At 58.7% G+C, this 24,571-nt stretch carries 21 protein-coding genes and 1 pseudogene; 10 read left to right on the forward strand and 12 right to left on the reverse strand.

The features are described 5' to 3' along the window. Positions 1-104 precede the first annotated feature (104 nt). From EV672_RS08100 to EV672_RS08125, 6 genes are all read left to right on the forward strand, one after another. Entirely contained in the window at positions 105-842 is a 738-nt protein-coding gene (locus EV672_RS08100; protein ID WP_133608051.1) for an SMI1/KNR4 family protein, read from the forward strand. An 808-nt stretch (positions 843-1,650) separates the two neighbouring features. Further along, positions 1,651-2,436, forward strand: a complete 786-nt coding sequence (gene phnC / locus EV672_RS08105) for a phosphonate ABC transporter ATP-binding protein (protein ID WP_133608243.1) — start codon at positions 1,651-1,653, stop codon at positions 2,434-2,436. 35 nt (positions 2,437-2,471) lie between these two features. Beyond that, positions 2,472-3,332, forward strand: a complete 861-nt coding sequence (gene phnD / locus EV672_RS08110; RefSeq protein ID WP_004629229.1) for a phosphate/phosphite/phosphonate ABC transporter substrate-binding protein — start codon at positions 2,472-2,474, stop codon at positions 3,330-3,332. A 12-nt stretch (positions 3,333-3,344) separates the two neighbouring features. Then, positions 3,345-4,142 carry a phosphonate ABC transporter, permease protein PhnE gene (gene phnE, locus EV672_RS08115; RefSeq protein WP_009238668.1) on the forward strand — a complete coding sequence of 266 codons (798 nt, stop codon included), beginning with the start codon at positions 3,345-3,347 and terminating at the stop codon, positions 4,140-4,142. 24 nt (positions 4,143-4,166) lie between these two features. Further along, on the forward strand, positions 4,167-5,177 hold the full coding sequence (locus EV672_RS08120) for a phosphonate dehydrogenase (protein WP_009238667.1): 1,011 nt from the start codon (positions 4,167-4,169) through the stop codon (positions 5,175-5,177). 14 nt (positions 5,178-5,191) lie between these two features. Then, positions 5,192-6,058, forward strand: a complete 867-nt coding sequence (locus EV672_RS08125) for a LysR family transcriptional regulator (protein ID WP_231108837.1) — start codon at positions 5,192-5,194, stop codon at positions 6,056-6,058. 217 nt (positions 6,059-6,275) lie between these two features. On the opposite strand, the gene EV672_RS08130 is transcribed toward EV672_RS08125, so the two are convergent. From EV672_RS08130 to EV672_RS08140, 3 genes are read right to left on the reverse strand one after another with little or no spacing between them, the layout of a single operon-like run. Continuing rightward, on the reverse strand, positions 6,276-6,758 hold the full coding sequence (locus EV672_RS08130; RefSeq protein ID WP_094478839.1) for a hypothetical protein: 483 nt from the start codon (positions 6,756-6,758) through the stop codon (positions 6,276-6,278). Beyond that, complete coding sequence (locus tag EV672_RS08135; RefSeq protein ID WP_094478837.1) at positions 6,755-8,683, reverse strand: hypothetical protein; 1,929 nt, start codon at positions 8,681-8,683, stop codon at positions 6,755-6,757. The genes EV672_RS08130 and EV672_RS08135 overlap by 4 nt, the downstream gene beginning before the upstream one ends. After that, positions 8,680-9,636 (reverse strand): tyrosine-type recombinase/integrase, encoded by a 957-nt coding sequence (locus tag EV672_RS08140; RefSeq protein ID WP_166643505.1) that lies wholly within the window; start codon positions 9,634-9,636, stop codon positions 8,680-8,682. Before EV672_RS08140 ends, EV672_RS08135 begins: the two co-directional genes overlap by 4 nt. A gap of 140 nt (positions 9,637-9,776) precedes the next feature. Between EV672_RS08140 and EV672_RS08145 the strand changes: the two genes are divergently transcribed. Next, positions 9,777-10,490 carry a UPF0149 family protein gene (locus EV672_RS08145; protein ID WP_133608056.1) on the forward strand — a complete coding sequence of 238 codons (714 nt, stop codon included), beginning with the start codon at positions 9,777-9,779 and terminating at the stop codon, positions 10,488-10,490. Positions 10,491-10,497: 7 nt separating this feature from the next. Here EV672_RS08145 and tnpC read toward each other — a convergent pair whose 3' ends face one another. The 5 genes from tnpC to EV672_RS08170 form a co-directional block, all read right to left on the reverse strand. Next, positions 10,498-12,117 (reverse strand): IS66 family transposase, encoded by a 1,620-nt coding sequence (tnpC, locus tag EV672_RS08150; protein WP_133608058.1) that lies wholly within the window; start codon positions 12,115-12,117, stop codon positions 10,498-10,500. 80 nt (positions 12,118-12,197) lie between these two features. After that, positions 12,198-12,548: an IS66 family insertion sequence element accessory protein TnpB gene (gene tnpB / locus EV672_RS08155; RefSeq protein WP_133608060.1), complete on the reverse strand. Its 351-nt coding sequence runs from the start codon at positions 12,546-12,548 to the stop codon at positions 12,198-12,200. Next, positions 12,524-12,964: an IS66-like element accessory protein TnpA gene (gene tnpA, locus EV672_RS08160; protein WP_133608062.1), complete on the reverse strand. Its 441-nt coding sequence runs from the start codon at positions 12,962-12,964 to the stop codon at positions 12,524-12,526. The genes tnpB and tnpA overlap by 25 nt, the downstream gene beginning before the upstream one ends. Positions 12,965-13,049: 85 nt before the next feature. Further along, the gene (locus EV672_RS08165) at positions 13,050-13,571 is read right to left on the reverse strand and encodes a hypothetical protein (RefSeq protein ID WP_133608064.1); all 522 of its coding nucleotides are present in this window, start codon (positions 13,569-13,571) and stop codon (positions 13,050-13,052) included. Beyond that, positions 13,568-14,362: a tyrosine-type recombinase/integrase gene (locus EV672_RS08170; protein WP_208110732.1), complete on the reverse strand. Its 795-nt coding sequence runs from the start codon at positions 14,360-14,362 to the stop codon at positions 13,568-13,570. The genes EV672_RS08165 and EV672_RS08170 overlap by 4 nt, the downstream gene beginning before the upstream one ends. Before the next feature lie 506 nt (positions 14,363-14,868). On the opposite strand from EV672_RS08170, the pseudogene EV672_RS19365 reads away from it, so the two are divergent. Further along, positions 14,869-14,913 (forward strand): annotated as a pseudogene (locus EV672_RS19365) (hypothetical protein); the annotation flags it as partial. Between the two features lie 117 nt (positions 14,914-15,030). Further along, on the forward strand, positions 15,031-15,840 hold the full coding sequence (locus EV672_RS08175; protein WP_341770461.1) for a DinB/UmuC family translesion DNA polymerase: 810 nt from the start codon (positions 15,031-15,033) through the stop codon (positions 15,838-15,840). 299 nt (positions 15,841-16,139) lie between these two features. Here the strand turns inward: EV672_RS08175 and EV672_RS08180 are convergent, their stop codons facing one another. After that, positions 16,140-17,009, reverse strand: a complete 870-nt coding sequence (locus EV672_RS08180; protein WP_133608068.1) for a hypothetical protein — start codon at positions 17,007-17,009, stop codon at positions 16,140-16,142. Positions 17,010-17,510: 501 nt separating this feature from the next. Here EV672_RS08180 and EV672_RS08185 point away from each other — a divergent pair. Beyond that, complete coding sequence (locus tag EV672_RS08185; RefSeq protein ID WP_133608070.1) at positions 17,511-17,972, forward strand: hypothetical protein; 462 nt, start codon at positions 17,511-17,513, stop codon at positions 17,970-17,972. A 211-nt stretch (positions 17,973-18,183) separates the two neighbouring features. Here the strand turns inward: EV672_RS08185 and EV672_RS08190 are convergent, their stop codons facing one another. Genes EV672_RS08190 through hsdR form a run of 3 tightly spaced genes read right to left on the reverse strand, consistent with a single transcriptional unit; the run spans position 18,184 to position 24,487 of the window. Next, positions 18,184-19,527: a restriction endonuclease subunit S gene (locus EV672_RS08190; protein ID WP_166643506.1), complete on the reverse strand. Its 1,344-nt coding sequence runs from the start codon at positions 19,525-19,527 to the stop codon at positions 18,184-18,186. Further along, entirely contained in the window at positions 19,520-20,971 is a 1,452-nt protein-coding gene (locus tag EV672_RS08195; RefSeq protein WP_133608074.1) for a class I SAM-dependent DNA methyltransferase, read from the reverse strand. The genes EV672_RS08190 and EV672_RS08195 overlap by 8 nt, the downstream gene beginning before the upstream one ends. 36 nt (positions 20,972-21,007) lie before the next feature. Then, positions 21,008-24,487, reverse strand: coding sequence for a type I restriction-modification system endonuclease (gene hsdR, locus EV672_RS08200; protein ID WP_133608076.1), 3,480 nt, complete (start codon positions 24,485-24,487; stop codon positions 21,008-21,010). Between the last annotated feature and the right edge of the window lie 84 nt (positions 24,488-24,571).

Genomic DNA, 24,571 nt, shown 5'->3' on the forward strand with positions numbered 1-24,571 from the left:
TTGGAAAAAATGGGTCCAACTTCATCCTACAGTCCGGCAGGAGGAGGGTTCCTTTTGTATCCCAATAAGGCCAATTCAAACATGATGCAATCGGTGTATTCGAAATGATCGATATAAAAGATAGTGGAGAATCGCTCACCGAAGCAGATATTGCGAGCTTCGAGCAGGGCATGGGGTGCTCGCTACCAAATGAATATCGGGAATTTTTGGTAGGACACAATGGCGGAAGGCCGGTGCCATATTGGTTTTCCTACATTGATGAAAGTGGCCAAGAAGATACTGATGGAGTGAGCAGCTTGTATGGTCTTGGCTTTTGGGTGCCCGACTACCGTAACTTGCAAATAGTGCATCAGCGCTTCAGTGGACGCATTCCGCCTGAAATATTGGCAATTGGTGATGACCCTTGTGGAAATCAAATTTGCATCGCAACTCAAGGAGAACGGCAAGGCCAATTGTTCTTGTGGAATCATGAAGATGAGCACACTCCGCCGACTTACAGGAATGTAATATTCTTGGCAGATACATTTAATCATTTCATCAATGGTTTGCATGAATCTCAAAATAACGGGATAACCTCACTCAACATCGCTATCCAGAAGGACAATGTAGCCGACTTGGAAAAACTCCTCGCCAAAGACGCCGATCTAGAAGAGACGGATCAATTTGGGCGCACGATGCTTGAGAACGCCGCGATTGCAAATGCTCTTCGCGCTTTTGAATGGTTGTATTCGCGAGGGGCAAATCCCAGAAACTCCCTTAGCCTTGCCCAGGAGAATGCCCGGTTTTTTCCAGAACATGAGCGCATGGTTAAACTAATTGCTCACCTCACACAACACCAGTGAAACTGATCGATCACAAGTTTCGGACGTTTCGAGTGGAACGTCTTTGTTGCACAAACTCGCACGTCCCAGTGGTAGTCTGCATCTGATGCAGGAAGACAATAAGGTGCGAAAGACATACCGCACGACAAACTGGGCGGAATACACCGTGTCACTGAAGGCCCGCGGCATTGACGGTGTGACTGGACGTAGTGATGCAGTGGTTGACCGAGCCCAATGGCAAGCCGCTCCAAACTTTCTCACACTCCGTCTTTCAGTTCTGCCCGAGCATCAAGTGCTTGTTTGGTCCATGGCGAAGAACGCCAAAGCCAAGACTTGGAGTCTTTGCCTACGATGATCTGAAGCGGCTGACGGCCAAAACCACAGCACCAAGTTCATCAGCCAGGAAGTTATCCACAGGCATGATCAGTCAACTGAAAAGACCCTTGCCGTCAGTGGGGGACTCCAGACAGAACAGGTGGTAGAGCTCGAAGCGGAACAGGTGGGGGACTTCAACCAGAACGGGTGGGGGTTTTGATGGCCAATACGCACTCATCAACGATTTGCATTCAATCCCGCCACCTTCACCACGCAGAACTTATCTAACAGGTCAAAGCTAAAGGGGCTCAATGTCGCAAATCGACCCATAGCAGACGTCTATATTTGGCATAGGTAGCACAACTTATTTCCCTCACAGGCACCCGCGACCATGCCACAAAAATGACATCAACGAGTCATCAGGGTGTCATATCACGACATTACCATCGCTGCAATTCAGATTCGTAATCAGGTCATCATTTTTGATTACGAATTCAAATCTGCCGGAGGTGTCATGATCGAACTACAGAATGTCTCAGTCAGTTATGGTGATGCGATTGCACTGTATCCCACCACTCTCAAACTCCATCAGGGACAGTTCACCGTATTGCTCGGATCTTCCGGCGCTGGAAAATCCACGCTACTTCGCTGTATTAATTCGCTGCATGCGTCGCAGCGCGGCACCACCATTGTCGCCGGCTTAGGAAATTTGGCGAACTCGCGTGCATTGCGCATGCATCGCCGACAGACTGGCATGGTGTTTCAACAGCATCAATTGATTGGCCGACTGACGGCTTTGCAAAACGTTTCGATGGGCCGAATGGGCTACCACACGGCATTACGCAGTCTATTCCCCCTCCCGGCGAAGGATCAATCCATATGCTTGCAAAGTCTGGACCGAGTCGGCTTATTGCACAAAGCCTTAAGCCGTGTCGACGCATTGAGCGGCGGCCAGCAGCAACGCATCGGTATTGCCCGGGCTCTGGCTCAGCAACCTAAACTGGTGTTGGCTGATGAACCGGTAGCCAGCCTCGATCCTGCTACTGCAGAGCGAGTGCTAAGTCTGCTGCACCGCATTTGTAAAGAGGACGGGATTTCGGCGGTCGTCAGCCTGCATCAGGTAGACCTCGCTCAACGTTATGCCGACCGTATTATTGGCCTGTCCCATGGCCGAGTCATTTTTGATGCCGCCCCGCAGACTTTGGATCAAGCCAGTTACGACACGCTGTATGAACAAGTACCCCGTTCTTCTTTGAGCGTTCCACAAGACGCTCGAGAGGAACGGCTTATCGATACTTAATTTCCCATGCAATTTGCTACCGTAAAGGATTGATTATGAAAAAACTCGCATCCGCATTAATGTCTGTCTTGCTTGCCGCCGTCTGCAGCATTGGCCATGCATCATCCAATCCCGATCCAGAAACGCTCAAAGTTGCGCTGCTGCCGGACGAAAACGCATCGACCGTAATTAAAAACAACAAGCCGCTCGAAATCTATCTGGAAAAAGAGCTGGGAAAGAAAATTGAGCTGGTGGTTACCACTGATTACTCGTCAATGATCGAAGCCATGCGTCACGGCCGTATCGACATGGCATATTTTGGCCCCTTGTCGTATGTGCTGGCTAAGCAAAAGAGCGACATCGAGCCATTCGCAGCGATGAAGCAAAAGGGTAGCACTACCTACCAGTCCGTATTGATCGCCAATACTGGCGCCGGCATCGCCAAAATCAGTGATATCGTCAACAAGAATGTCGCTTACGGTGATAAGGCATCCACCTCCAGCCATTTGATTCCGAAGTCGATATTGGCGGAAAACGGTTTGAAAGCCGGCGAAAACTATCGCGAACACTTTGCCGGTGCGCATGACGCGGTGGCCATGGCCGTGCAAAACGGTCACGCGCAGGCTGGCGGCTTGAGTAAGCCGATTTTTGAATCCCTGGTTCAGCGCGGACTGGTCGATCCCAACAAAGTAAAAGTTCTTGCCGAATCGAAGCCATATCCGCAATACCCGTGGACCATGCGCAGCAATCTGAAGCCGGAACTGAAGGAAAAGATCCGTGCAGCCTTCTTGAATCTCAAAGATCCGGAAGTCCTGAAACCTTTCAAAGCCGATGGTTTCGGCCCGATCAGCGACAAAGACTATGACGTGGTGCGCAGCCTTGGCACACTGCTCAAGCTCGATCTGTCGAAGTTCTAAGTGAGCGACAGCATGCAAGCTGATTTTGGTTTGATTCTGGCCGAGCGCCAGCGCGTATGGAACCGCACGATACTGCAGTTTGCCGTTGTGCTGGCGATTGTGATCGGTTGCTGGTATTACGTCGGCCTATTTGATGCCGAGCGATTGAAGGATGGCATGCCAAGCCTGGTAAAAATTGCCGGCGAGATGTTCCCACCGAACTTCTCGCAGGCTGGCACCTGGGTCAAACCGGTACTGGATACCTTGGCCATGAGTATCGCCGGCACGGCAATCGCGGTATTGCTATCCATTCCCTTAGGAGTGCTCGCCGCGCGGAATACTAGCCCTCATCCACTCGTGTATCAAGCCACACGCGGCCTGTTAAACGCTTTGCGATCGATACCCGAACTGATCATGGGCATCCTGTTCGTGGCAGCCGTTGGCTTCGGCGCATTGCCGGGTGTTTTAGCCCTAGGCTTACATTCGGTTGGCATGATCGCCAAATTTTTTTCGGAATCGATCGAACATGCCGATCCGGCACCGGTAGAAGCCGCGCATGCAGCGGGCTGCACGCCATTGCAGGTGATTTTTCATGGGATCTTTCCCCAAGTGCTTCCGCAAATGGCCGATACCGCGATCTATCGATGGGAATACAACTTCCGTGCTTCGACCGTGATGGGCATGGTCGGCGCCGGTGGAATCGGGTTCGAGCTGATGGGCTCTCTGCGCATCATGCAATACCAGGATGTCTCGGCTATTTTGCTGGTTATTTTAGGCATGGTTACCCTCGTCGACGCCTTCAGCTCCTTCCTGCGTCGCAAGTTCAAATAACTCCCAAAGCTTACAAAGGTTTTTATGAAGCCCAAAGTCGTCCTCACCCACTGGGTGCACCCGGAAATCATCGAATTGTTGTCCGCTAGCGCCGATGTTATCCCCAACACCACACGGGAAACCTTGCCGCGTTCTGAGGTAATTGCGCGAGCCAAAGATGCGGATGCACTCATGGCTTTCATGCCGGACAGCATCGACAGCGCGTTTCTCGAGGAATGTCCAAAGCTGCGTGTCATCGGCGCCGCGCTTAAAGGCTATGATAACTTCGATGTCAACGCCTGCACACGCCACGGTGTATGGCTTACGATTGTGCCGGATTTGCTTACGATCCCGACCGCTGAACTGACTATCGGCCTTCTTCTCGGTTTGACAAGGCATATGCTGGAAGGCGATAGGCAAATCCGTAGCGGACACTTCCAAGGCTGGCGGCCGACACTATATGGCTCTGGTTTGACAGGAAAAACGCTTGGCATCATTGGTATGGGGGCGGTCGGCCGTGCAATCGCCCAGCGCTTGGCTGGCTTTGAAATGAATCTCTTGTATTGCGATCCGATTCCGCTCAATGCCGAACAAGAAAAGGCTTGGCACGTACAGCGCGTCACGCTCGATGAACTGCTCGAAAAATGTGATTATGTCGTGCCGATGGTTCCGATGGCCGCAGAGACACTGCATCTAATCGATGCCACCGCGTTGGCCAAGATGAAAACCGGTAGCTACCTGATCAATGCATGTCGCGGCTCGGTCGTGGATGAGAATGCGGTGATAGCAGCACTGGCGTCTGGAAAACTAGCTGGATATGCAGCCGATGTCTTCGAGATGGAAGAATGGATACGCGCTGATCGCCCGCAGGCTATCCCCAAGGCGCTGCTCGACAATACGGCACAAACGTTTTTTACGCCGCATTTGGGATCGGCGGTCAAGGAAGTTCGGCTTGAAATCGAGCGGCAGGCAGCGATGAACATCATCCAGGCACTCGCTGGTGAAAAACCGATGGGCGCGATTAATCAGCCGTATCCGGGAGTAAAGGCGGCGTGATAGATCTGGAGCGTGTGGCGACGTTCATTGCCGTCGTCAAATGCGGGGGCTTTCGCGAAGCGGCGAAGCAAACTGGATTGTCCCAGCCAACAGTAACGCAGCATATCAAGCGGCTGGAGCAGTCTTTGCAGGCCCGGCTGATTGACCGCGCAACAATGCCGCAAAGCCTGACATTGGAGGGAAAGATTTTTTTCCCCTATGCGGAACAATTGCTCCGTACTAGCCATAAGGCTACGGCAGCCCTCCACAATAAAAGCCTGGTCGTTGGTGCAAGCTCCAATATCGGCATTTATCTTTTACAACCCTATATCAAGGCGCTCCAAGATAAATTAGCAAACAAGATCGATGTGAGGATCGGCAAAAATATCGAGATTGCCGCTTTGCTGGAAACGCTTGAAGTGGATGTAGCGGTAATGGAGTGGTGGGACTCACGTCCTGGGTTCGTCTCAACAGTATGGCGGCGCGAGAGGATGGTTGTCATTGTTCGCCCCGGCCATCCTTGGGCTGCCGAGTCGACCATTCCACTTAAGTGGTTAAAATCCCAGAACTTGCTTGGAGGCGAAGCGGCTACCGGAACTGGGCGCCTACTACAACAATATGCCGGTGCCGACTCGGCAGAGTTCACAGTGGGTATGCAGTTAGGTAGCACCGAGGCGGTCAAACACGCGGTCCACGCAGGGCTAGGAATCTCGCTTGTGATGGAAAGCGCGGTCAAGCATGAACAGGCAAGCGGATGGTTACATGCAATTCCGATTGAAGAAGATGTTTACAAAGATCTTTATCTCGTACATCGCTCAGAAACTTCGTTAAGCGGTCCGGTGGCAAGCCTTGCAGATTTGATTCTCCATTCTCCGGATTTAGGCTCAATAGAATATAAATAGCAAAACGAATGTCTGCTTCTGGCCGATAGCTGCCATCACAGGAACACCAACACAGTTGCGCTGGCGCTAGCTTTCTTCGGCTACATCAGCGCTCATTGCTGTTGCCACTGCGCGATTAGGTGGTGGATTGGCGACGCGAATCAGTGGAGGTTTTGTTATGCGAACGCATTGTGGATTTGCTGCAAAAACTCAACCCAGGCAGGTCGGCTCCGACCTTTCAATCTGCCGTTCCGTCTGACATCTTGACGACGCGCAAGGGCAGATGCGTTACTGGACGCTCGGCGTTGGCTGCTGAAAGGCTGTGTACCGCGTCGCCCACCGCCTTGTAGTCTCGCCAGAACCGCTCAAGTGCAGGCCCGCCTCCGGCCATTTGAACCGCGCGGATGAGGCCGGCGTGGGCTGCCACCATATGCGTGAGCTGGGCTTCCAGCCGCTTGATGTCCTGCCGGTAGCCTGCGGCCTGGTCTTGCAGACTGCCGGCGCCTCCACCTCCGGCGACGATTTTGCGTACTCCTTGCTGCTGTGCCTGGGCCGCAGCGATGAGCGCGCTTCTAGCCTCATTGCGCGTGAACGCTGAAGGGTTCTTCAACGTGCTGTGGCGCCGTGCCACCTCCCGCGCTGTGATGTCGATGTTGTCGGTGAGTAGCGTGTTGAGGATGTCGGCCAGCTCCTCGTTCTTGGGGTCTAAGAGCAGCCTCATTTGAAGATGTCCTCTTTCAGGGTGGAATGGTCGATGCCGTCTGCGAAGACGGATTGGTTCGGTTGGGCGTGAAGCGCAGCCGACACACCAGCAATCAGCCGCTCGGCATGGGCAATCTGGTTCTTGCGCCCCACGGTGGTGGCCGGCTTGCAACGAGCCGCGTCCCGCATCGCCACGAGCTTCGAGCGAAGGTCTTCAAGAGTCACCCGGTGCTCAGCGACCCCGCTGGCCGTAAAGTGCTTGCACTGGTCGAAGCACTTGAGGTGTCGAGTGCAGGGATTGACAGAGAAGCTGTTGGTGCAGAAACCGTACGGCGTGACGTGGAAGCCATCTGCGTTGGCCGCCAAGTAGATGAAGGCTGCTTCATCACCGCTCTCGTGCTGGATGCGCTTAAACGATTGCCCCAAATGGCTTTGCAGCGCCATACCACTGACGACCATCTTGCCCACCAATTCCTTGGCGCTTCCTGCGGGAAGGACCTTGGACGCTGCAGGCGGCAGTTTGACGAAGCTCAACTTCTCTGCGAGGTTGCGATGGTCATACTCGTAGCTCTGAGCGACGGTCCGTCGACCGAACTGGTGCGTAATGATGGTGTCAGGCACATTCTTACGGAACATCTCTGTGTTCATGAGATGCCGAAGACTGTGCGGCTTGATTGACATCAACTTCGACTCAGGCGACCGTCCGTACACACTGAACATCGACCGGCCTGCATGACGTCCTAGCGCGATGAGCATTCCCGGGTACAGCATCGGCTTGATTTCTGTGTCCTCTTGAAGGGGAAGCTGGAGCGGGTAAGTTCGTCCTGCCGTGCTCCGCCCCAGGCTCAGAAATAGGCGGTCGCTAGTCCAAACTGGCCTCCCGGAGGAGGTACGAAAAATCCGGCAATCCGAGTCAGGAAATCGGCTGGGGTTCTGCTGTTGCAGGCGCAGCAGCTCTCGGACGGGGCCGACAATCTCTACCATCTCAGTGACCGTTGAGACCACAACATCTTCGAACATCGCGGGCACATGCTGGTGTGCCTCAACAAGCAGATTTGGGGCGCCGTCGATGTGCTTCTCGGCGTAATAGTGCAGTCGCAAGGAGCGTGAGACGCCGCCCACCGTTCCGGCCGGGCGGCCGGTGACTATGTCGAGGTGTTCATCCCAAACCAAGCAGTCGGCGGGTATCGTCAGCACCTCCTCGATTCGCAGTCCCGTGAACAGAGCCAGTTTCACGACACCGAAGCGAACTGCGTCCATGTAGGTCTGGGGCGTCTCCTGGAAGACGATTCGCGTCAGTTCAAGTAGCGCGGAAAGGTCCGGTAGCTTCTCGGCGTGCTGGCGTTCCTGCAGCGAGCCGAGCAACGCTGACGACTCCTTCCTTTTTAGTTCCGGGCGGACTGGGCAATGAACGGAGATGAGGTTCTCGTCGATGTACCTCGCGACCGTTGAGAAGTCGCGCGCCGGCTTGTCGGACCAGGCCTTAAGGCCCAAGACGGCGTCAAAGTTTTCACGTGAAAGCTCCCACGGCGGGCATCGAACCAGAGAGAAGAGGCGACGAGCAGCTCTGGCTATTTGTTGTGTGTCGCCGGTCGAGCGGCCGCTGCTGCAGTGCTCGACGATTAGGGCTTTGATGAAGTCCTGCACGTCTTCACCGAGCACCGCGCCTTCCGGCAATTGGCTGGGGTGCCATCCAGTTGAGGCCGCCATCGCGGTCAGGTCGCGCGACACCGCAAAGCCACAACTTCCAGGGACGTGGAGGTCATGGCTTTTGTTCAACTTGCGTAAGTCCCAGTCCGTGTTAGACGTGGCGGCGCCGTTGCTGTCGAGTTCGATGTGCCAGTCAAGTCCGTGCGATGAAGCGACACGACGCATCCGGTCGATGAAGCTCAGATAGGCCTGCGGCGGTGGCGTCAGTTGAGGCGAGAGGATGTGGATGGTCATCCGTGGTTCTTGGGTCGGTCATCAATCAGGGTTAACGCCTGCTGCGCCCCCGCCAGCGCGCGCGTGAGTTGCCGGTAGGCCGGCGTCTCATCGGAGATTCCCTGCTTTAGGTACAGGCGGACTTGGTCGCGCATCCCTTCGATAGCTTCGACGTGGGATTCCCGGTCTAGGGATGGCATGAACTTCGGACAGCCATAGCAAGACGTCACCGGGTTGTAGGCGCAGCTGCTCTGACCCGCTTTGCACAGTCCCACGCCAGCAACCAGCCGATACCCCACCACAGCGCCAATCTGCTGGTCCTCAGGAGCCAGCTGTATCTCGTCGGCTGAGACGAAACTGCCGGTCGATATGTCCAAGAGGCTGTTGTAGAGTTTCGACGCACCGAGCGCCGTGTTGATGAGCTCGGCTTGCTTGAAGCTTGCCCGGATGTAGTGCGACGCGGCCTCTGCGCTCTTGTGGCCGAGGAACGCTTGGATGCTAGCCCTATCATGCCCCGCATCGGCGAGCGTTTGCGCCCCGGTGTGACGGAGCGAGCGCGCCGTGCTGTCCAGTTGCACGGAGAACCGCTTACAGAGAACCACTGCCCTGTCCCAGAAGGTAATTGGTCCGGTTGCGTTGAATAGCCGCTGCCGCCCGTGAGCGAGCGCCGTCGCGTGCAGCCTCGCGACGAGCGGAACCCACTCCGGTTTGACTTGGCGTAGCAACTCGAATTCGTTGCCTGGTGTTTGCTTTGCAGCATGGAACGAGAGCACGCAAGCAAGGTCGTCGCTTGCATCACGGAAGAAGCGGACATGCGTCACGTCGAGGCACAGCGCCTGAACTGGTCGCATACCGTGTTGGTAGGTGATAAGCAGTGCGACAGCGCCCTCCACCTGTCTGTCGGTCAAGTCGTCCTCGCTCGCCGCCGCATCCAGAACTCGAACAATAGCTGCCTGGGCGTCAACGGAAGCCACACGCTCTCTCTTGCCTATGCTTCGCTTGTAAGCGGTCAATAGACCACACCCCTTGCGGCCCATGCCCATCGTGATGGGCACGTCGCACCGGTGATGGGCGAGCGAGAATCACGGTCGTTGCCGTATCCCGCATTCAATCGATGACCAATCCATTTGCCCCGCTATCCGAGGAAGAGTTCGACGAGCTTGACCAGTTCCTGCTCTACGACGTCGATACGGACGAGGTCATGATGTCGGACATCATGGATGGGTTCCTGCATGCCATTGCGGTCGGCCCGACGACGCTGCATCCAAAGCAGTGGCTGCCAAAGATCTGGGGCACTGAGGACATGATGCCGCCGATGGATTCAATCGAAGAGTTGAACCACATATTGGGGCTGGTCATGCGCCACTTCAACAGCATCATTGCCGGGCTGGAAGCAGACCCCAGGGAGATCAGCCCTTGCTGGTCAACGATGAAGTACGACAACGACGAGCGAGAGTATGACGACGCTGAAGGCTGGGCCTACGGCTTTGTTGAGGGGATGAGGCTTTGCTGGAATGACTGGCTGCCCTTGCTATCGACGCCCCAAGGGCAAGCCTGGTTCAGGCCGATCGCCTTGCTCGGCGAAGATGACTTCTCCGTGGATCAAGACGCGCTTACCAAGACGCCAGCCATGCGGGCGGAGCTGGCCCTTGAGATCCCGCAGGCCGTCCTGGACATGCATGCTCACTGGCTACCGCTGAGACTGGCTGTCTACGAGCGCCAAGTGGCCAAGTCGATGCAACCCAAGGTGGGCCGCAATGAGCCTTGCCCTTGTGGTAGCGGCAAGAAGTTCAAGAAGTGCTGTGGCGCGGCAGCTGACCTGCATTGAGCCCGGTTCACAGCGTCGTCAGACGCCATGGCAACAGTGCCGCGTAGTCATCGACCGTCCTGGCTTGTGGGAGCGCGACCAGCAAGGCGCGCAAGTAACGCCAGGAGTCAATGCCGTTGACCTGACAGGTCTGCAGCAGCGAATACAAGTTGGCGCTGGCGTGCGCACCGTCCACGGTGTCAGCAAACAGCCAGTTGCGCCGCCCGACGCAAAATGGCCGTATTGCATTTTCCTGGGCGTTGTTGTCCAGGCTGTAGCGCCCGTCTTCGACGAAGCGTTTGAGCTTGGGCCACTGCGAGGCCAGGTAGTGCAGCGCCTTGCCCAGCAGGCTGGCGGGCAGCACAGCATGCAGGTTGGCCAACAACAGTGCCTCGATGTCGCCCAGCACTGGCGCGCTGTGCTCTTGTCGGCGGCGACCTCGCTCCAGGGTATCGACGCCATCGCGCGTGGCCTGCGCTTCGATATGGTAGAGCTTGCCAATGAGCGCGATGAAGCGCGCACTCAACTGCTCGGGGCCGCGTTTGTCCTTTGGCAGAGCCTGCAGCGCGTCGTAAAAATATCGCCTGCAATGAACCCAACAGGCCAAGTGGACGAGGCGATGCTCATCGGCAATGGCGTTGTAGGCATCGTAGCCATCGCTCATGAGCACCGCGCCTTGGCGGATGCCAGCGTACAGCTCCCTTGCTGTCTTGGTCGATCGACTGGGTGCATAGGCGAACAGCCGAATCGGCGGGCCCTTCCCATCGCTGCCAGAGCCATCGGTCATCTGCGCCCACATATAGCTCTTGGCCTGGGCGCGGCGGCCTGGCTCCTTGAGCACTTGCAACTCGGTCTCGTCGCCGAAGATCAGCAGCGAGTCCAGTAATTCGTCTCGCATCAAGTTGATGACAGGCTGCGCGGCCTGGCCGATGCGCACGATGGAGGCGGCCAGCGTGTTGCGGGAGATGTCGGTGCCGCCAAAGCGCCCCAGCAAAACGGCCTGGCGATACAGCGGCAGGCCATCGAGGTACTTGGACGTGGCGATCCAAGCCAGCGCGCTCTCGGTTAACAGCCCTTTGGGGATCACCTGCGCTGGACGAGCAGCCAGGCGGATCGTACCGTCACAGCACGGGCAGGCGTACTTCACGCGTTCGTGGCGGATGACGCGTACCTGCTGCGGGATGATGTCGAGTTGCTCGCTGGCCTCGACACCGATCTCGCGCAGCTGTTGCCCATCATGCGGACAGACGCGCTGATCCTGGGGCAGCTCGTGGCGCACGACTTCACGAGGCAGTGCGGGATCAAGGGGCTTGCGTCCGCGCTTGGCTTTGCGCGTGTGCGCGCCCACGACGGTGGTCTGCTCGTCTGCAGGCTCTTCGCTGGGCGGCTCAGCCTTCGCAGCCAGCCCCTCGGCCTCGTTGAAGAACAGATCCTTCTGAGGTGTGGTGCCCGCTTCGCTTTGGGCTGCAAACAGTCGGCGTGTGATCTGGTTGAGCTTCTCTTGCAACAGGTCGCGCTCGGTGCGCACCACACGCAACTGGCCACTCAGGCTTTGAACTTGCTGCGTGGCTTGCTCTGCTTGGCGAAGTGCCTCAGCCAGCGCCGCCTGCAAGGCGGCAACTTCAGCGGAGGGAGGGATTTGAGCCATCGCCGACTATTGTCGGCGTTGAGGTCGGCCAAGAGAACCCCCCTGCGGGCAACGGGCTGTAAGAGGCTTGAGCAAACCTCTCAGCTCACCTTGGCATACAGGCGTTGCGGGTGGCGCTGCATCACGGCCACATCAATGCCTTGCAGCAGCCAGTGCAGTTGCTCGGGCGTCAGCGTCGGCACCCTGGCCTCATCGGGCCAGATGAAGCGGTCCTGCTCTAGCCGCTTGAGCAGCAACCAGTAGCCATTGCGATCCCACAGCAAGATCTTGACGCGATCACGTCGGCGGTTGCCAAAGACGTACACCGCCTTGGCAAAGGGATCGAGCCCAAGCGATTGCTCCACCATCACGGCCAGGCTGTTGATGCCCGCACGAAAGTCAATAGGCGCACGGTGCAGATAGACCGTCAGCCCTTCGTCGAAGCGGAACACCGCAGCCTCCCCAGTGTCTCGATGAGCGTGGCTATGTGCTGCGCATCGGTGCCTTGCAGTTCAAGCGACACCCCATTGGGCAGCCGCGCTTGCAGCGTCATCGGTGGCACGCAGGGCTGGGTGGGCTGAACGGGCTCGCGCGCCACCGGCACCATCGGCACGGCAATGAAGGCCGCTGCCTGGGGATCTGCGCCAACGTCGACCACATCGGCCAGTATTGCCTCGCGCTTCCTCAACCAGGTCGCCACCAGGTTGGCATTGATCCCACATTCACGGGCCAGTTTAGCCACCGAGGCGCCAGGGCGTCGGCAGATATCCACCAACTCTTGCTTGGCGCTGGGATCGTAGACCCCGCGTCCATCGCGCTTGCGGCCAACCACCAGTCGCCGCGCCAGATCTTCAATATCGAATTCCATTGATGCTACATGCCCATGTACCTTACGTGTGCACGTAGCCTCTCAGGTAAGGCCACCTCTCACAAGGACGCAGTCAATTGATCGCTTACCTTCGCTTGTTCTGCCGGAGGCCTTCCTTCACGAAGGTGTCCAAGCTCTTCACGAGAGGCATGTGAACTGCTCGCCAGTGGCCGGCGCCAGCCTTGCAAGCTAGCTTCAACACGGCCTTCGCGACGTTCGTCTCCAGCGGGTGGCTCAGCACAGTGGTCCAGGTCTCTCGCAGCTTTTCCGCAGGGGTGGCGAGCAGTTCCAAGATGGCTGGCCATTTGGCTATGAGGACGTTGGCGAAGGTCCGGAATGGTGCTGGGGAGGACGCCCGTCGTGTCAGCAGAACAAGCGCTCGCTGTAATTCGCCAACTTGACCCTCGGCGAACTCCAGCCGTACCGTGCTGCCAGCTGCAAAGACCTCCCAGTGACGGTCCGCCAACCTCACCACCGACTCCCGTCCGGAATACTTGTCGAAAAGGGTCATCAACGCGGGGGCAGCGGGCCACTTCCAGTCCAAGGGAGATTTCCCACCATGCTCGGACTGAGGTTGCGGGAGGGCGATTTCAATGGCGTGGTTCACGCAGAAATCCCCCGCATAAGACTAGTCTTTTCAGCAAACAGTGTGTTCCATGCTTGCATCAAGTCGTCCTGAATCGCCGCACGTGCGTAGTGCTCAGGCATGGCTGACCTCGCTGACCATCCGAAGAACGCCCGCATCCGTTGGATTGCCAACTCGCGGTCGGGGTTCAGCTCCATAAACATCGTGTATCTGGCCGTGGCGCAGGTGTGTCGCAGGTCGTGAGGCGAAATGTTCGTCTTGCCGCCAGATCTATCGAAGAGGCTTTGGATTGCCTCGGGTGCCAGGGCATCCGTCAGTTTCCTGAAGACCTTACTTAGTGCCTCGGCAGAGAGCGGGGCCCCCGCCTTGGTGGTCAGTAGGAAACCATGTCCGGCATCGGTAGGTCGATGCTCGGCGGCGAAGTGCTGGTAGAGCAGAGCTAAGTCCTCTGACACCGGAATTTGCCTGTGGGATTCCAGAGTTTTGATGCGTGGCGTGGTCGACCTCGGATCGTTCTCGAACACCGTGGTGATGTCAAGCCAACGAACCACCTCTCCTGACTCCGGGTCCACGTCTTCCTTCAAGGAGTCACAGGCCAACAGCAGTGCTTCGCCACGACGGAGCCCAGCCAGCAGCATTAGGTTGACGATGAGCCAGTTCCGCACGCGCGTTTGATACCCCTTGAAAGGATTTCGAGGCGAGCTGGGATGCGCTACCTCAAGGAGGTCCAGCAGCGTTGTTTTCGGCAGCGCACGAATGAAGCGGAAGCCACCGAGACGGGGGGCGCGCATCCTGCCCATGGCTGCCAGCATAGAAGCAGCTGCGGCCCACTCTGGGTTACTAGGCGCTAAGCGTTTGGCCAGCGATTGCACGAATGCTCTGACTACGCCCCACCGCTGAACATCAGTCGTGTTGTAGGCCGGGTCGGAGGTTGTCGTTAGATAGAACGACTCCACCATGAGCATCACGCCCTCAGCGTCCCGAGTGCTCATACCCTCGTCGAAGGCGTCGGCACCGAAGCGTTCGTCACAGTACCGATAAAAGCTGTCCAGATGCTGGAGGTACAGCTTTCGCGTGCTGGTCGCCTGAGAACTACTCGTGAGGCCTAGGGACCACGCCGTGGACCATAGTCTTGGCATGTGTCTCACGGGGTCAACGATGACATGTTCAGGAACTGCTTGAGTACGGACGAGCACTGGAGATAACGGTTGGGGATACCTCTACGTACAGAGCTTTCCCTCTAAGTGAAATGCAACACTAGCCATGGTACCTCTTAATCGACGAGTCATTCATCTGCCTGGACGGCGTAAGAGGCGACTTGACGGAGCGTGCGCGCAAAATCCGGGCGCGCATCAACCAGTGGGTGGGTTTGCCTTGCGGCATTGGGATCGCACCGACCAAGACCCTCGCCAAGCTGGCGAACCACATCGCAAAGACGGCAGAACGCAAGCCAGGCAGCTACCCATCCGACCTGGCACAGGTGTGCAACCTGGCTGCGTTGCCGGCCTCGGACCTGGATGCAGTCCTGGCAGCCACGGATGTCGGCGAGGTCTGGGGCGTTGGGCCGCGCATCGGCAAACAGCTCAAGGCCGCGGGCATCCACAGCGTGCTCGACCTGCGGCAACTCAGCGCCAGCACGGTGAGGGCCAACTGGAGCGTGGTGTTGGAGCGCACGGTGCGCGAGCTGCAGGGGCAGCCCTGCATCGGCTTGGACGACGCGCCGTCTGCCAAGAAGCAGATCGCCTGCACGCGCAGCTTTGGTGGGCCCGTGACCGGTGAGTTGCCGCTGATCGAGGCGGTCAGCGAGTTTGCGTCGCGGGCCGCGTTCAAGCTGCGCAAGCAGAGCAGCTTGGCCAGCGAGGTGCTGGTGTTCGCGCGGACGTCTCCGTTCAGGGACACGCCTCAGTACAACCGCAGCATCGTCGTGCCCCTGGTGCGACCCACGGCCAACACCTCAGAGCTGACGGCGGCAGCGGTGCAGGGCTTGCGGCACATCTACAAGCCTGGGTTCCAGTTCGCGAAGGCTGGGGTCATGCTGCTGGACCTGATTCCTGACAACCAGCACCAAGCGGAGTTGGTCTTTAACGAGCCGGGCGTCGGTGTGTGCTCGGACGGTCGCGAGCGCTTGATGAGCGCGATGGACATGATCAACGAGCGGTTCGGCCGGAGCACAGTGCATGTCGCCAGCACTGGCGCAGAGCGCAGCGTCAAGGAGTGGACGATGAAGCAGGAACGGCGGACGCCTGCGTACACAACCTCCTGGAGCCAGGTGGCAGTAGCACGCGCGTGAGGAAGCCTGGGTAGCCATAGCCGTGACGCCACCAGGCCCCAGGGGACGACTGGTTTACCCCCACCGCTCCCCTTGATCCGGAAGAACAGCGTCAACTGACCAAGCCGGTGGTACTTCATGACGCAAGCGATGCTGACAACGTGTGTTCAGGGACACCATGGATGTCGCCCAAACGACCACGTACCTCAACCACACGGCTGCGCTTGCACGTCGTCAAGTGTGCAACGCAAGCAAGGAAATAGGGCTCGTTTGGCGCCTTGTGGGGGAGCAAGCTGATGAACGCGCGTAGTCGGAACCCGTCAAGATACAGAATTGACAAGGTCTTCGTCCGCAAAGGATGGAACATCTCTTGGCGACTCTTCAATGTGTCGCATCAAGTCGCCCAGTGTTGCTCGCTGAAACTTGAAGTACTTAGGCGTTGCCATATTAGTGAAGCCTTGCGGCTCCTCGTCGAACCATTCGACATTAAACCAGCCGCGCATAAAGCGGTCGCGCATAAACCCAACAGCGAAGAAAACTGGATTTGCGTTGTCGTCCAGCCGCAGCGCATCCATTGCTGTACGCGTCAGCCCCGCCAAACGTCCGCTCTCTTTCATTCTGGAAATCAAGTCAAGGCCTGACGAAATGTCCGCCCGGGGCCACCGGTATAGACCGAGGAAGTCCCTGTACGTGTCATGTGCCCTCAATAGGTTAAGGGCGTAGGTGATCCGATCCTGCAAGGAGTCAGCCTCAGTCGTAGCGTGGTAGACGGCTGCGGAGCCCGGGGCCATGCCTGCTTCAACATAGCCCAGCAAATCACCCAAGCTAACGTCGCAAATCTCGCCGTGGCCTGGGTCGCGGGAAAGCCATCTTGCAGTCCCATTGTGGCGATAAAACGTTCTGATGTTGGGGTCCACGATGCCGGAATCGTCGTGACCCACAGCAGAGTAGTCTTCCACAAAGCAGCGATTAGTCTCAGCCTCCAGATCCAGTTCGTCGAAATCGGTAGTTGTGTAGCTGTGCCAGCGCTCATGTCGAAGCTCGCGCAGCAGCCAAACGGCACCCAGCAACGCAAGCCCTCGGGATGTATTCTTGAAGCGGGGAAGTCGTTCCAGACTCAGGGCGTAGTCGATTCGGGCGCTTACGCTGTCCGCAGGTGTAGTGGGTCGAATGGTAGCTTTAATGTTCATGGTTAGCTTTAAGGGGGGGGGTTAGGACTCAGCTCGCTGGTTCTGCACATACCTTGCGTAACAATCGACTCAACACATCAAGAGCCTCGGGGGCGAAATGATGGGCCGGGGCTTAAGGGGCAGAATCGAGTGCAAAAACACCCTCAGCGTAATGAGCAACTAGTGGGAAGCTGGGTATCTCCAGGACTCCCTGGCAGTCAGTAAAGAGCAGCGTTTTAGCCTTTCAAAATCCATGCGCAGTACAAGGCTCGCTGCCTAAAGCAGTGTTTCGTTATGAAGTCGGAGACAAGGATGCTCTTCACATTTGCTGGCTGAAGAAGGCGATGCGCCCGTCACTGCATAACTGATGGCTGCCCCGCTGACCTAGACATAGCTGACTCCGTCCCCGGCAGGAAGTCCAAAGCAGAGGGCCGAGGTAAGCAGCGCAGCAGAAGGGTGTGCGCTTTTTTGTAACAATCAGGGCCCACAACTGGGAAGCTTTTGGGGCTGCGGAGCAAGCATGTGACAGCGCAAATCCCCGAAATACTTCACTACCAACGTAGAAAGCACGAGCTGCACACCGAGCCGCTGGCGTCCTACCTCGAGCAAACTGGCCGAGCGCTTCCTTCCAGCGGAGGTCTGTGCTCTGCCCTCTGGCGCGACTACGTCGGCGAGTGGCGAGTGGTCCGCAAGCGGCTCTACCTGCAAGCGCTGTACCTTGGCATGGGAGGTCAGCCGCTGGACCTGGCTCCGCTGTTTCCTGACCATGCACATGACAGGTTTGGCCGAATCTTTGCCAACTGGTACACGGGCGTGCTCAGGTCGCCGCTCGGCGCGTTGACAGACTACGAGCACATCGGCTGGGGCGGAACGTACGAACGGTACCTCGTGATGCAAGTCGTTGACGGGGTCATAGCTCAAGTGGCCGACGTGGGCGCCGACTCATTACCCAGGGGGCTTCCATGGGAGCTTGACAAGGGTTGACACGCCACTGACCGGATAAGGGCCTTCATCCGGACGCCGCTCGGCGCAAAGGCGGAAACCGCCACCAGCCGCTAGCTGCCCGTGCGGGCGCCAGCCCTGTGGTTTTGACAGTCCTCCTTGCAGACCGCCGGGGACGCCAGCAGCTCGCGGGCATGCTCACACTCAGACTCCAAAAAGAACTGCCGAGCGTCCGGTGGTCAAGACAGTGATTTCAGCTAGCCTGCTTGGCCCGGGTTCTCTTCGCTGGGGTGGAGCTGCGGGCTGCCAGACGGCGCAGCAGCTCGGCAGCGGGCTCGTCGGCTGGGTCTTGCGGCACCAGCTCGCCGCGGAAGGCCTTGGCCAGCAGCGTGGGCGTGAGGCGCGACGCAGCTGTCCGCGCGGCCTGCAGGCGGACTTCAAGGCGATCGGCGAAGGCAAAGAGGATGTCTAAGCGGCGGACGATTTCGTATTGTTCCTCAATGCTCGGCATTGGGAAATCGACCTGCGTGAGTGCGACGCCGGTCAGGTGCTTGATGGTGGTGCCGGTGAACAGATCATCCAATGCTGCCGAATCACAAAGCGACTTCAGTGCGTAAGCGATCCACGTTGGCAAAGCTTTCGTCGAGTCGACACGCACCCGATGAAGTGCCTTCTGAAAAACGATGTCTGTTGATCCCTTGTTCCACACGGCACAGCGGCCAGGTTCGCCTCCTTCGCAGATAAGTAAGTCACCATCCACGATCTGAAGGGTTTCGCGCTCGTGGGGTTCGATCCTGATGTTCTGCAGGTCTGACAAGTCAAAGCCGAACCAGCGCACGTTCACGTTTCGCAGGTATCGGGTCTCGATGCCGGTGTTCTTTTGTTTGTCCAACATCTTGCCCAGCCGGGCTGAACCAAACTCCGCAAGTCGTCTCTTTGGATACACGGCGAACGCATCGGCGCCTCGCCAATCAGCGGTCAAGCGCCCCGACGTGGCCGCTGCCAGCACCGACTGACGGAAGCGCTTGAGCAGGGGCGCGACGCGGGCCAGGCGGTCGTTCACCGCATCGACGCGGGCCAGCACGGTGTCGAGTTTGTCAGCAATGCGTTGTTGCTCGGGCAGCGGTGCCAGCGGCACGTCGGCATTGCGGATGTCATCTAGGCCCAAGCCGACCTTTGTGCCGCCCCTGCCCATGTCTCTGAGCGCCTTCTTGCCATCGGCATCAGACGCGAAGTACCAAGCCACGAACTTGGCATGGATGTCTGGGCGTGGTCGAGCCAGCGCAATATGCTGGTTGATGTAAGCCTCGCCAAAGCCCGCAGGCACAACGCCAACCATGCCGAGTTCGGCCGTGATGGAGATCAGCACGTCGTTTGGGCGCAGTCTCGTCCGCTCGCCTTCTGCGCCACTGGGTGGGTTCACGTGCTGAACGTCTCGCAGATCCAACGTGATCGAGCCGTGGTCGAGGTTGCCGATGCGGATGAACTTGGCTCCGGTGGACGCGTAGTGCTGAGCCCAGCCGCGCGAGCCACTGGTGACGAACTCGAAAACGGTGGTGCCCTTGGTCGTCACCCAGTGAGACGGGAAATTACTCATCCCCCAGTTCCCCCAGGATGCTTTCCAACTCTCCCAACGCCCCATTCAACTCGTCCACGATCTCCCGCGCCAGCACGGCCGGTTCAGGCAAATCAGCGGCGTCTTCCGCGCTGTCGTCCTTCAGCCAGGCAATGTCCAGGCTGTCGCCCTTTTCCTTCGCAATCCACTCGCGGCTGAAGCAGCGCCAGCGGCCCTGCTCGCCCTGGTCCACGCGGAGGCTCCGGCCATTTGAGTCATCGCCATAGGCGGCCTTGAACTCGTCGAAGTGCTTGTGCAGCAGCGGCGTGCGCTTGCCGAACTTGGGCGCGTTGGCACGCATGTCGTACACCCACACGGCGTCTGTGCTGCCAGTTGCCGCCTGGCTGATTTTCTGGAAAAACAGCACGTTGGTTTTCACGCCCTGAGCGTAAAAAATGCCCGTCGGCAGCCGCAGGATGGTGTGCAGACGGCACTTGTCCATCAAGTCGCGGCGAACGTCGGCCCCCACTCCCGCCTCAAACAACACGTTGTCAGGAAGCACCGCAGCCGCGCGGCCACCGTCCTTGAGGTGCCGCACGATGTGCTGCAGGAAGGCAAGCTGCTTGTTGCCGGTGGCAAACGTAAGATCGTCGCGGGTCGGGCCGCCGCCGCCGCGGGCGGTACCAAATGGCGGGTTGCTCAGGCTCACGTCGCACTTGGGCAGGGCGCTGCCGGCGCTGCCCAGCGTGTTGCCCAGGTGCACCACGCCCTCGTCGTCGCCCTCCATGCCATGCAGCAGGCAGTTCATCAAAGCCAGGCGGCGGGTGCTGGTCACCAGCTCCATGCCGAGGAAGGCCCTGTTTCGCTGGAATGCCTGAGCCTTCGCATCCAGGTCGTACAACTCGTCAGTCTGCTGCTTGATGTAGCGGTCGGCCGCGATCAAAAAGCCTCCCGTGCCCGCGGCCGGGTCCTGGATTGTTTCGCCGGCCTTGGGCTGGATCACTTCCACAATGGCGTCGATGAGCGGGCGTGGCGTGAAGTACTGGCCAGCGCCGCTCTTTGACTCGGTGGAGTTCTTCTCCAACAGACCCTCGTACAGGTCACCCAGGCCGTCTTGCTCTGCGCTGAACCAGTCGATGGCGTCCAGGCTCTTGATGAGCTGCTCCAGGTGGCGGGGCTCTTTGAGGCTGGTCTGGGCGTCGGCGTAGATCGCCGCGATGAGCGGGTCCTCGCTCTGCGACAACTGCAGCAGGGTCGATTTGTAGTGCGTCAGCAGGTTCAGGCCGCTGCGGCTGGTCAGTTCCTTCCAGCGTCCGTAGTCTGGGAGGCGGTGCTTCTGCAGCAAGCCGCTTTGCGTGCTTTCATGCTCCATCTTGATGAACAGCAGCAACACCAGCTCGGTCACGTAGTCGCTGTAGTTGATGCCGTCGTCTTTGAGGACGTCGCAAAGGTTCCAGAGCTTCTGGACAATGTCGGAAGTGGTCATTGGGGGCGGGGGTACTGCTAGAGAGCGGGGCTCAGGTCACGCGGCATTCGGCCACAGTGAATCGGCCAAAGCGGACATGACCGGGGCCAGTTGGCCACCCAGTACTTTATCGAGTCCGCGGGCGCCGCCAGTGTCGGTGAAAGTCTGGTTGACGAACGCTTCGTCGACCACCAGTTCGTGGGTCAGCTGCTTGGCCAAGCGTTCCAGCCACTTGCGCTGGACAGGGCTCCAGGCGTGCAAGGTCATGACCTTCTGCATGGCCTGATCAACGCGTTGTTGGAAGGGCAGCAGCGCCTCACCCAGGGCGGCCTGCCGGATGTAGGCGATCACTCCCGCGGCGATGTCCTGGTTGCTCTTGTTGCGCCAGGCCGCCTTCAGGCTGGCTTCCTTGAAGCCCGCGCCGTCCAGGAGCATGCGCACTTCTTTGAGCTGGGCACGGGTGAGGTCCCTGGGGCGCTGAACGACCACGGCCATGGCCGCCGACTGGTTGACCTGCTCACGCACAAAGCGGCTGAAACTGTCGAGGTAGTCTTCAGGCTTGCTGTACTCGCCCCAGCTCTGGTCGCGGGCAACCAAGGCGTCTTGGTGAGTCGAGATGATGGGCTTGTAGACGGTGCCCAGCAGCTCTTGCACCTCCGTCAGCTGCACCAGCAAACGCGTGTGGTTGTGCAGGAAGTCGGCCGCGGCCCTGGGCCCCTGCGCTTGCCCTAACTCGTGAAGGTGGCGGTGCAGTTCATGGGGTGGGACTCCCCACTGCTGCTCCAGCTCAGCCAGGCGATCGCGCAGCGCCGGCTGCTTTTCTGCCTTGTGCTGGGCGCTGCGCAGCACGCGCATGAGCTTTTGGTTGAGCTGGTTCAGCACGTCGTGTGCGTGGCTCTGGCCCGCGGCGCTGCCGGGGGCAGCGTAGCTCTGTGGGTCGTTGAGCTCTTGGACCAACTGCTCGATCGTCACGTTCGGGTTCTTGACCAGCGGCTGCATCGTGTTGACAGCCTGAAGCGACGCGTACAGATCCACCGGGTCGTAGATTTTGAACACCGTTTTGCCGATGTCGTCACAACGCCGAGTCGCCCGCCCGATCATTTGCTCGTAAAGGATGCGCGACTTGACGCGGCGCATGAATACGAGGTGGCAGATGGGAGGAACATCGATACCCGTCGTGAGCAGGTCGACCGTGATGGCAATGTTGGGCAGGCGCTCGTTCTTGAATCGACGGATGAGCTGATCCACCTTGTCAGAGGCGCCCGTGATCTTTTCGACGGCAGCTTGGTTGTACTGGTCACCGTAGACATTTTTGAAAGCTTCACCCAACAGGCGTTTGACCATGTCCGCATGCGCGTCGGTGGCGCAAAAGATCATGGTTTTCTCTTCGCCCATCGGGTCCAGCTCGTGCGCCAGCTGCTCGCAAATGACGCGGTTGAACTGCTCGTTGATGACCCGCTTGTTGAAGCTCTCCAGCTCGAAGGTCAACTCGTCCTCGAGCTCAGCCACCTCGATTTCACCCGTCGCCTGGTTGATGGCCTCCACCTGCTCACCCGCCTCGAAATGAATGCCCTGTTGGCTGAGGAGGGTCTGGTACCGGATGGGTGGCTCATGGTCAATCAGCCAGTCGTCGGCCACGGCCTCGCGGTAAGAGTAGGTGTAGACCGGCTTGCCGAAAATCTCGGTGGTGTGGCGCGCGGGCGTGGCCGTCAGGCCCACCTTCACGGCGTCGAAGTAGTCCAGCACGCGGCGGTAGCTTGAGAGGTACTGCGCCTGGTCTCGGACAGCCAGCTCGCCCTCGGTCATCTCCTGGTCGAGGGTGTAGCCGCGGTGGGCCTCGTCAACGATGATGCAGTCATAAGCATCGACGGGCGGGGGCGAGTCACTGCCGAACACCCGCTTGACCATCGCCTGCACCGTGGCGACCTGCACACGCGTTTCCGCTTCGGCGGCCATGTCACCCATGTCTGCCACGTTGTAGATCTTGCTCAGGGTCTGGTTCTGCTCAAGTGGAGCTTCGTTGAAAGCGTCCAGGGCTTGATCGCCGAGGGCAGTTCGGTCAACCAGGAACAAGATGCGCTTGAAGCGCTCGGCCTTGAGGAACCGGTACATCAGGCCAATGATGGTGCGGGTCTTGCCCGTGCCTGTGGCCATGGCCAGCAGGCAGTTCTGTTGCCCCTGGGCCAGGGCGGCTTCCACGGAGGAAATCGCCTTCTGCTGGTAGTCACGCAGCCTGAGGTAGCCGAAGCCTTCGGACTGAAGCCTTTCTTCGGCTGCAGACTTGCTGCGCTGGAGGATGTCCAGCAGGCCATCGGGGGAGTGAAAGCCTTGGAGAGGCTTGGCGAGATTGGACGGGTGCCGCACGTCTCGGTGCCACGTGCCGCTGGCCTCAGCACTTTGCTTGACAAGCGGACGCCCGTTGCAAGAGTAGACAAACGGCACTTGGAAGAAACCGCCTTGTCCGTCGGGCCAGGGTCCCGACCGGCCCTCAAGCTGCCAAGCGGCCGAGTGCTCAGCGTCGACCTGCAGGCCGGACGCGTAGCGCTCAGCCTGAGCGATCTTGCCAGCGACGTTCACGTTCAGGCGTTTGGCCTCCACAGCGGCCACGGGCGTCAGCCCACAGAACAGCATGTAGTCGGCGCTCTGTTTGCCTTTGGTTGGCCACTCTGCAATGGCCCTGTTCTTGTTGCGCTCTGGGCGAGCCCCACCCGCATGCGTCAGTCGAACGGTGTCGGCCTCCCACCCTGCATCCAAGAGCATCTGGTCGATGATGAGGCGGGTGGAGGCCTCGTCCATCGTGACCTTTTGAGCGGCTTGGTTGGCGCGCTCGGTAAATGTCTTGATTTCCCTGGCGTTGGTGGTGTCGGGTTGAGCGTTTGCTTCTTTGACTTTGGCGTCGAATGCCGTCTTCAGCTCTGCATAACGAGCGCTGGCTTCCTCGGCCAAGGTTTCGTAAATGCCGCGCTCATCCACCGCCCGTTGGGCCATCTCGCGCTCTTGCAGAGCCTGAGCTTCAAGCAGTCGCGCCATCTCTGCTTGTTCTGCCTGCGCACCTTGCGCTTGCTGGAGGTGGTCTTGCAACGCGGCAATTTGCTGCTGCAGTGCTGCGAGCTTCTGACTCGGGTCATCTGGCAGCACAAAAGCGCCAGGCTTGAAATCTGGTTTGCCACCAAAGGTCCGGTGGAACCAAAGCGCCACCTCCCGAGCCACTTTCAGGGCCTCAAGGCCCTCGCGGTACCCGATGCTGTGTTCGAGCACATGCGCCGCCTGGTTACCGCGGTTGCGCAGCAGGTGGAACATCTGCCGCACTTGAGGGTCCAGGCTGAGGCGCTGGTCCACTGCTCGCAGCAACTCGGCCTGTGTGGGTTGCTGCAGTCGGACACCGATGCGGGCCGCCACGTCCTGGGTCAGCGCCTCAGCCAGGAGCCTGAGCTTGAGAACGCAGCTGGCTGGGTCGAAGGGGTACAGCTTTTCTGCGGTCGCACCCAAATCCGCCAAGAGTGGCGAATGCTCTGACAGAAAAGCGAAGTTTCCCATTCCTCGTCTCGTTCATTGTTCGCACTGATTCTAGGTGCCTAGAAGCATCAACCAAATGACCGATGGCAGCAGGATGCTGCCAGG

The organism is Aquabacterium commune (assembly GCF_004362855.1).
Taxonomy (GTDB): domain Bacteria; phylum Pseudomonadota; class Gammaproteobacteria; order Burkholderiales; family Burkholderiaceae_C; genus Aquabacterium; species Aquabacterium commune.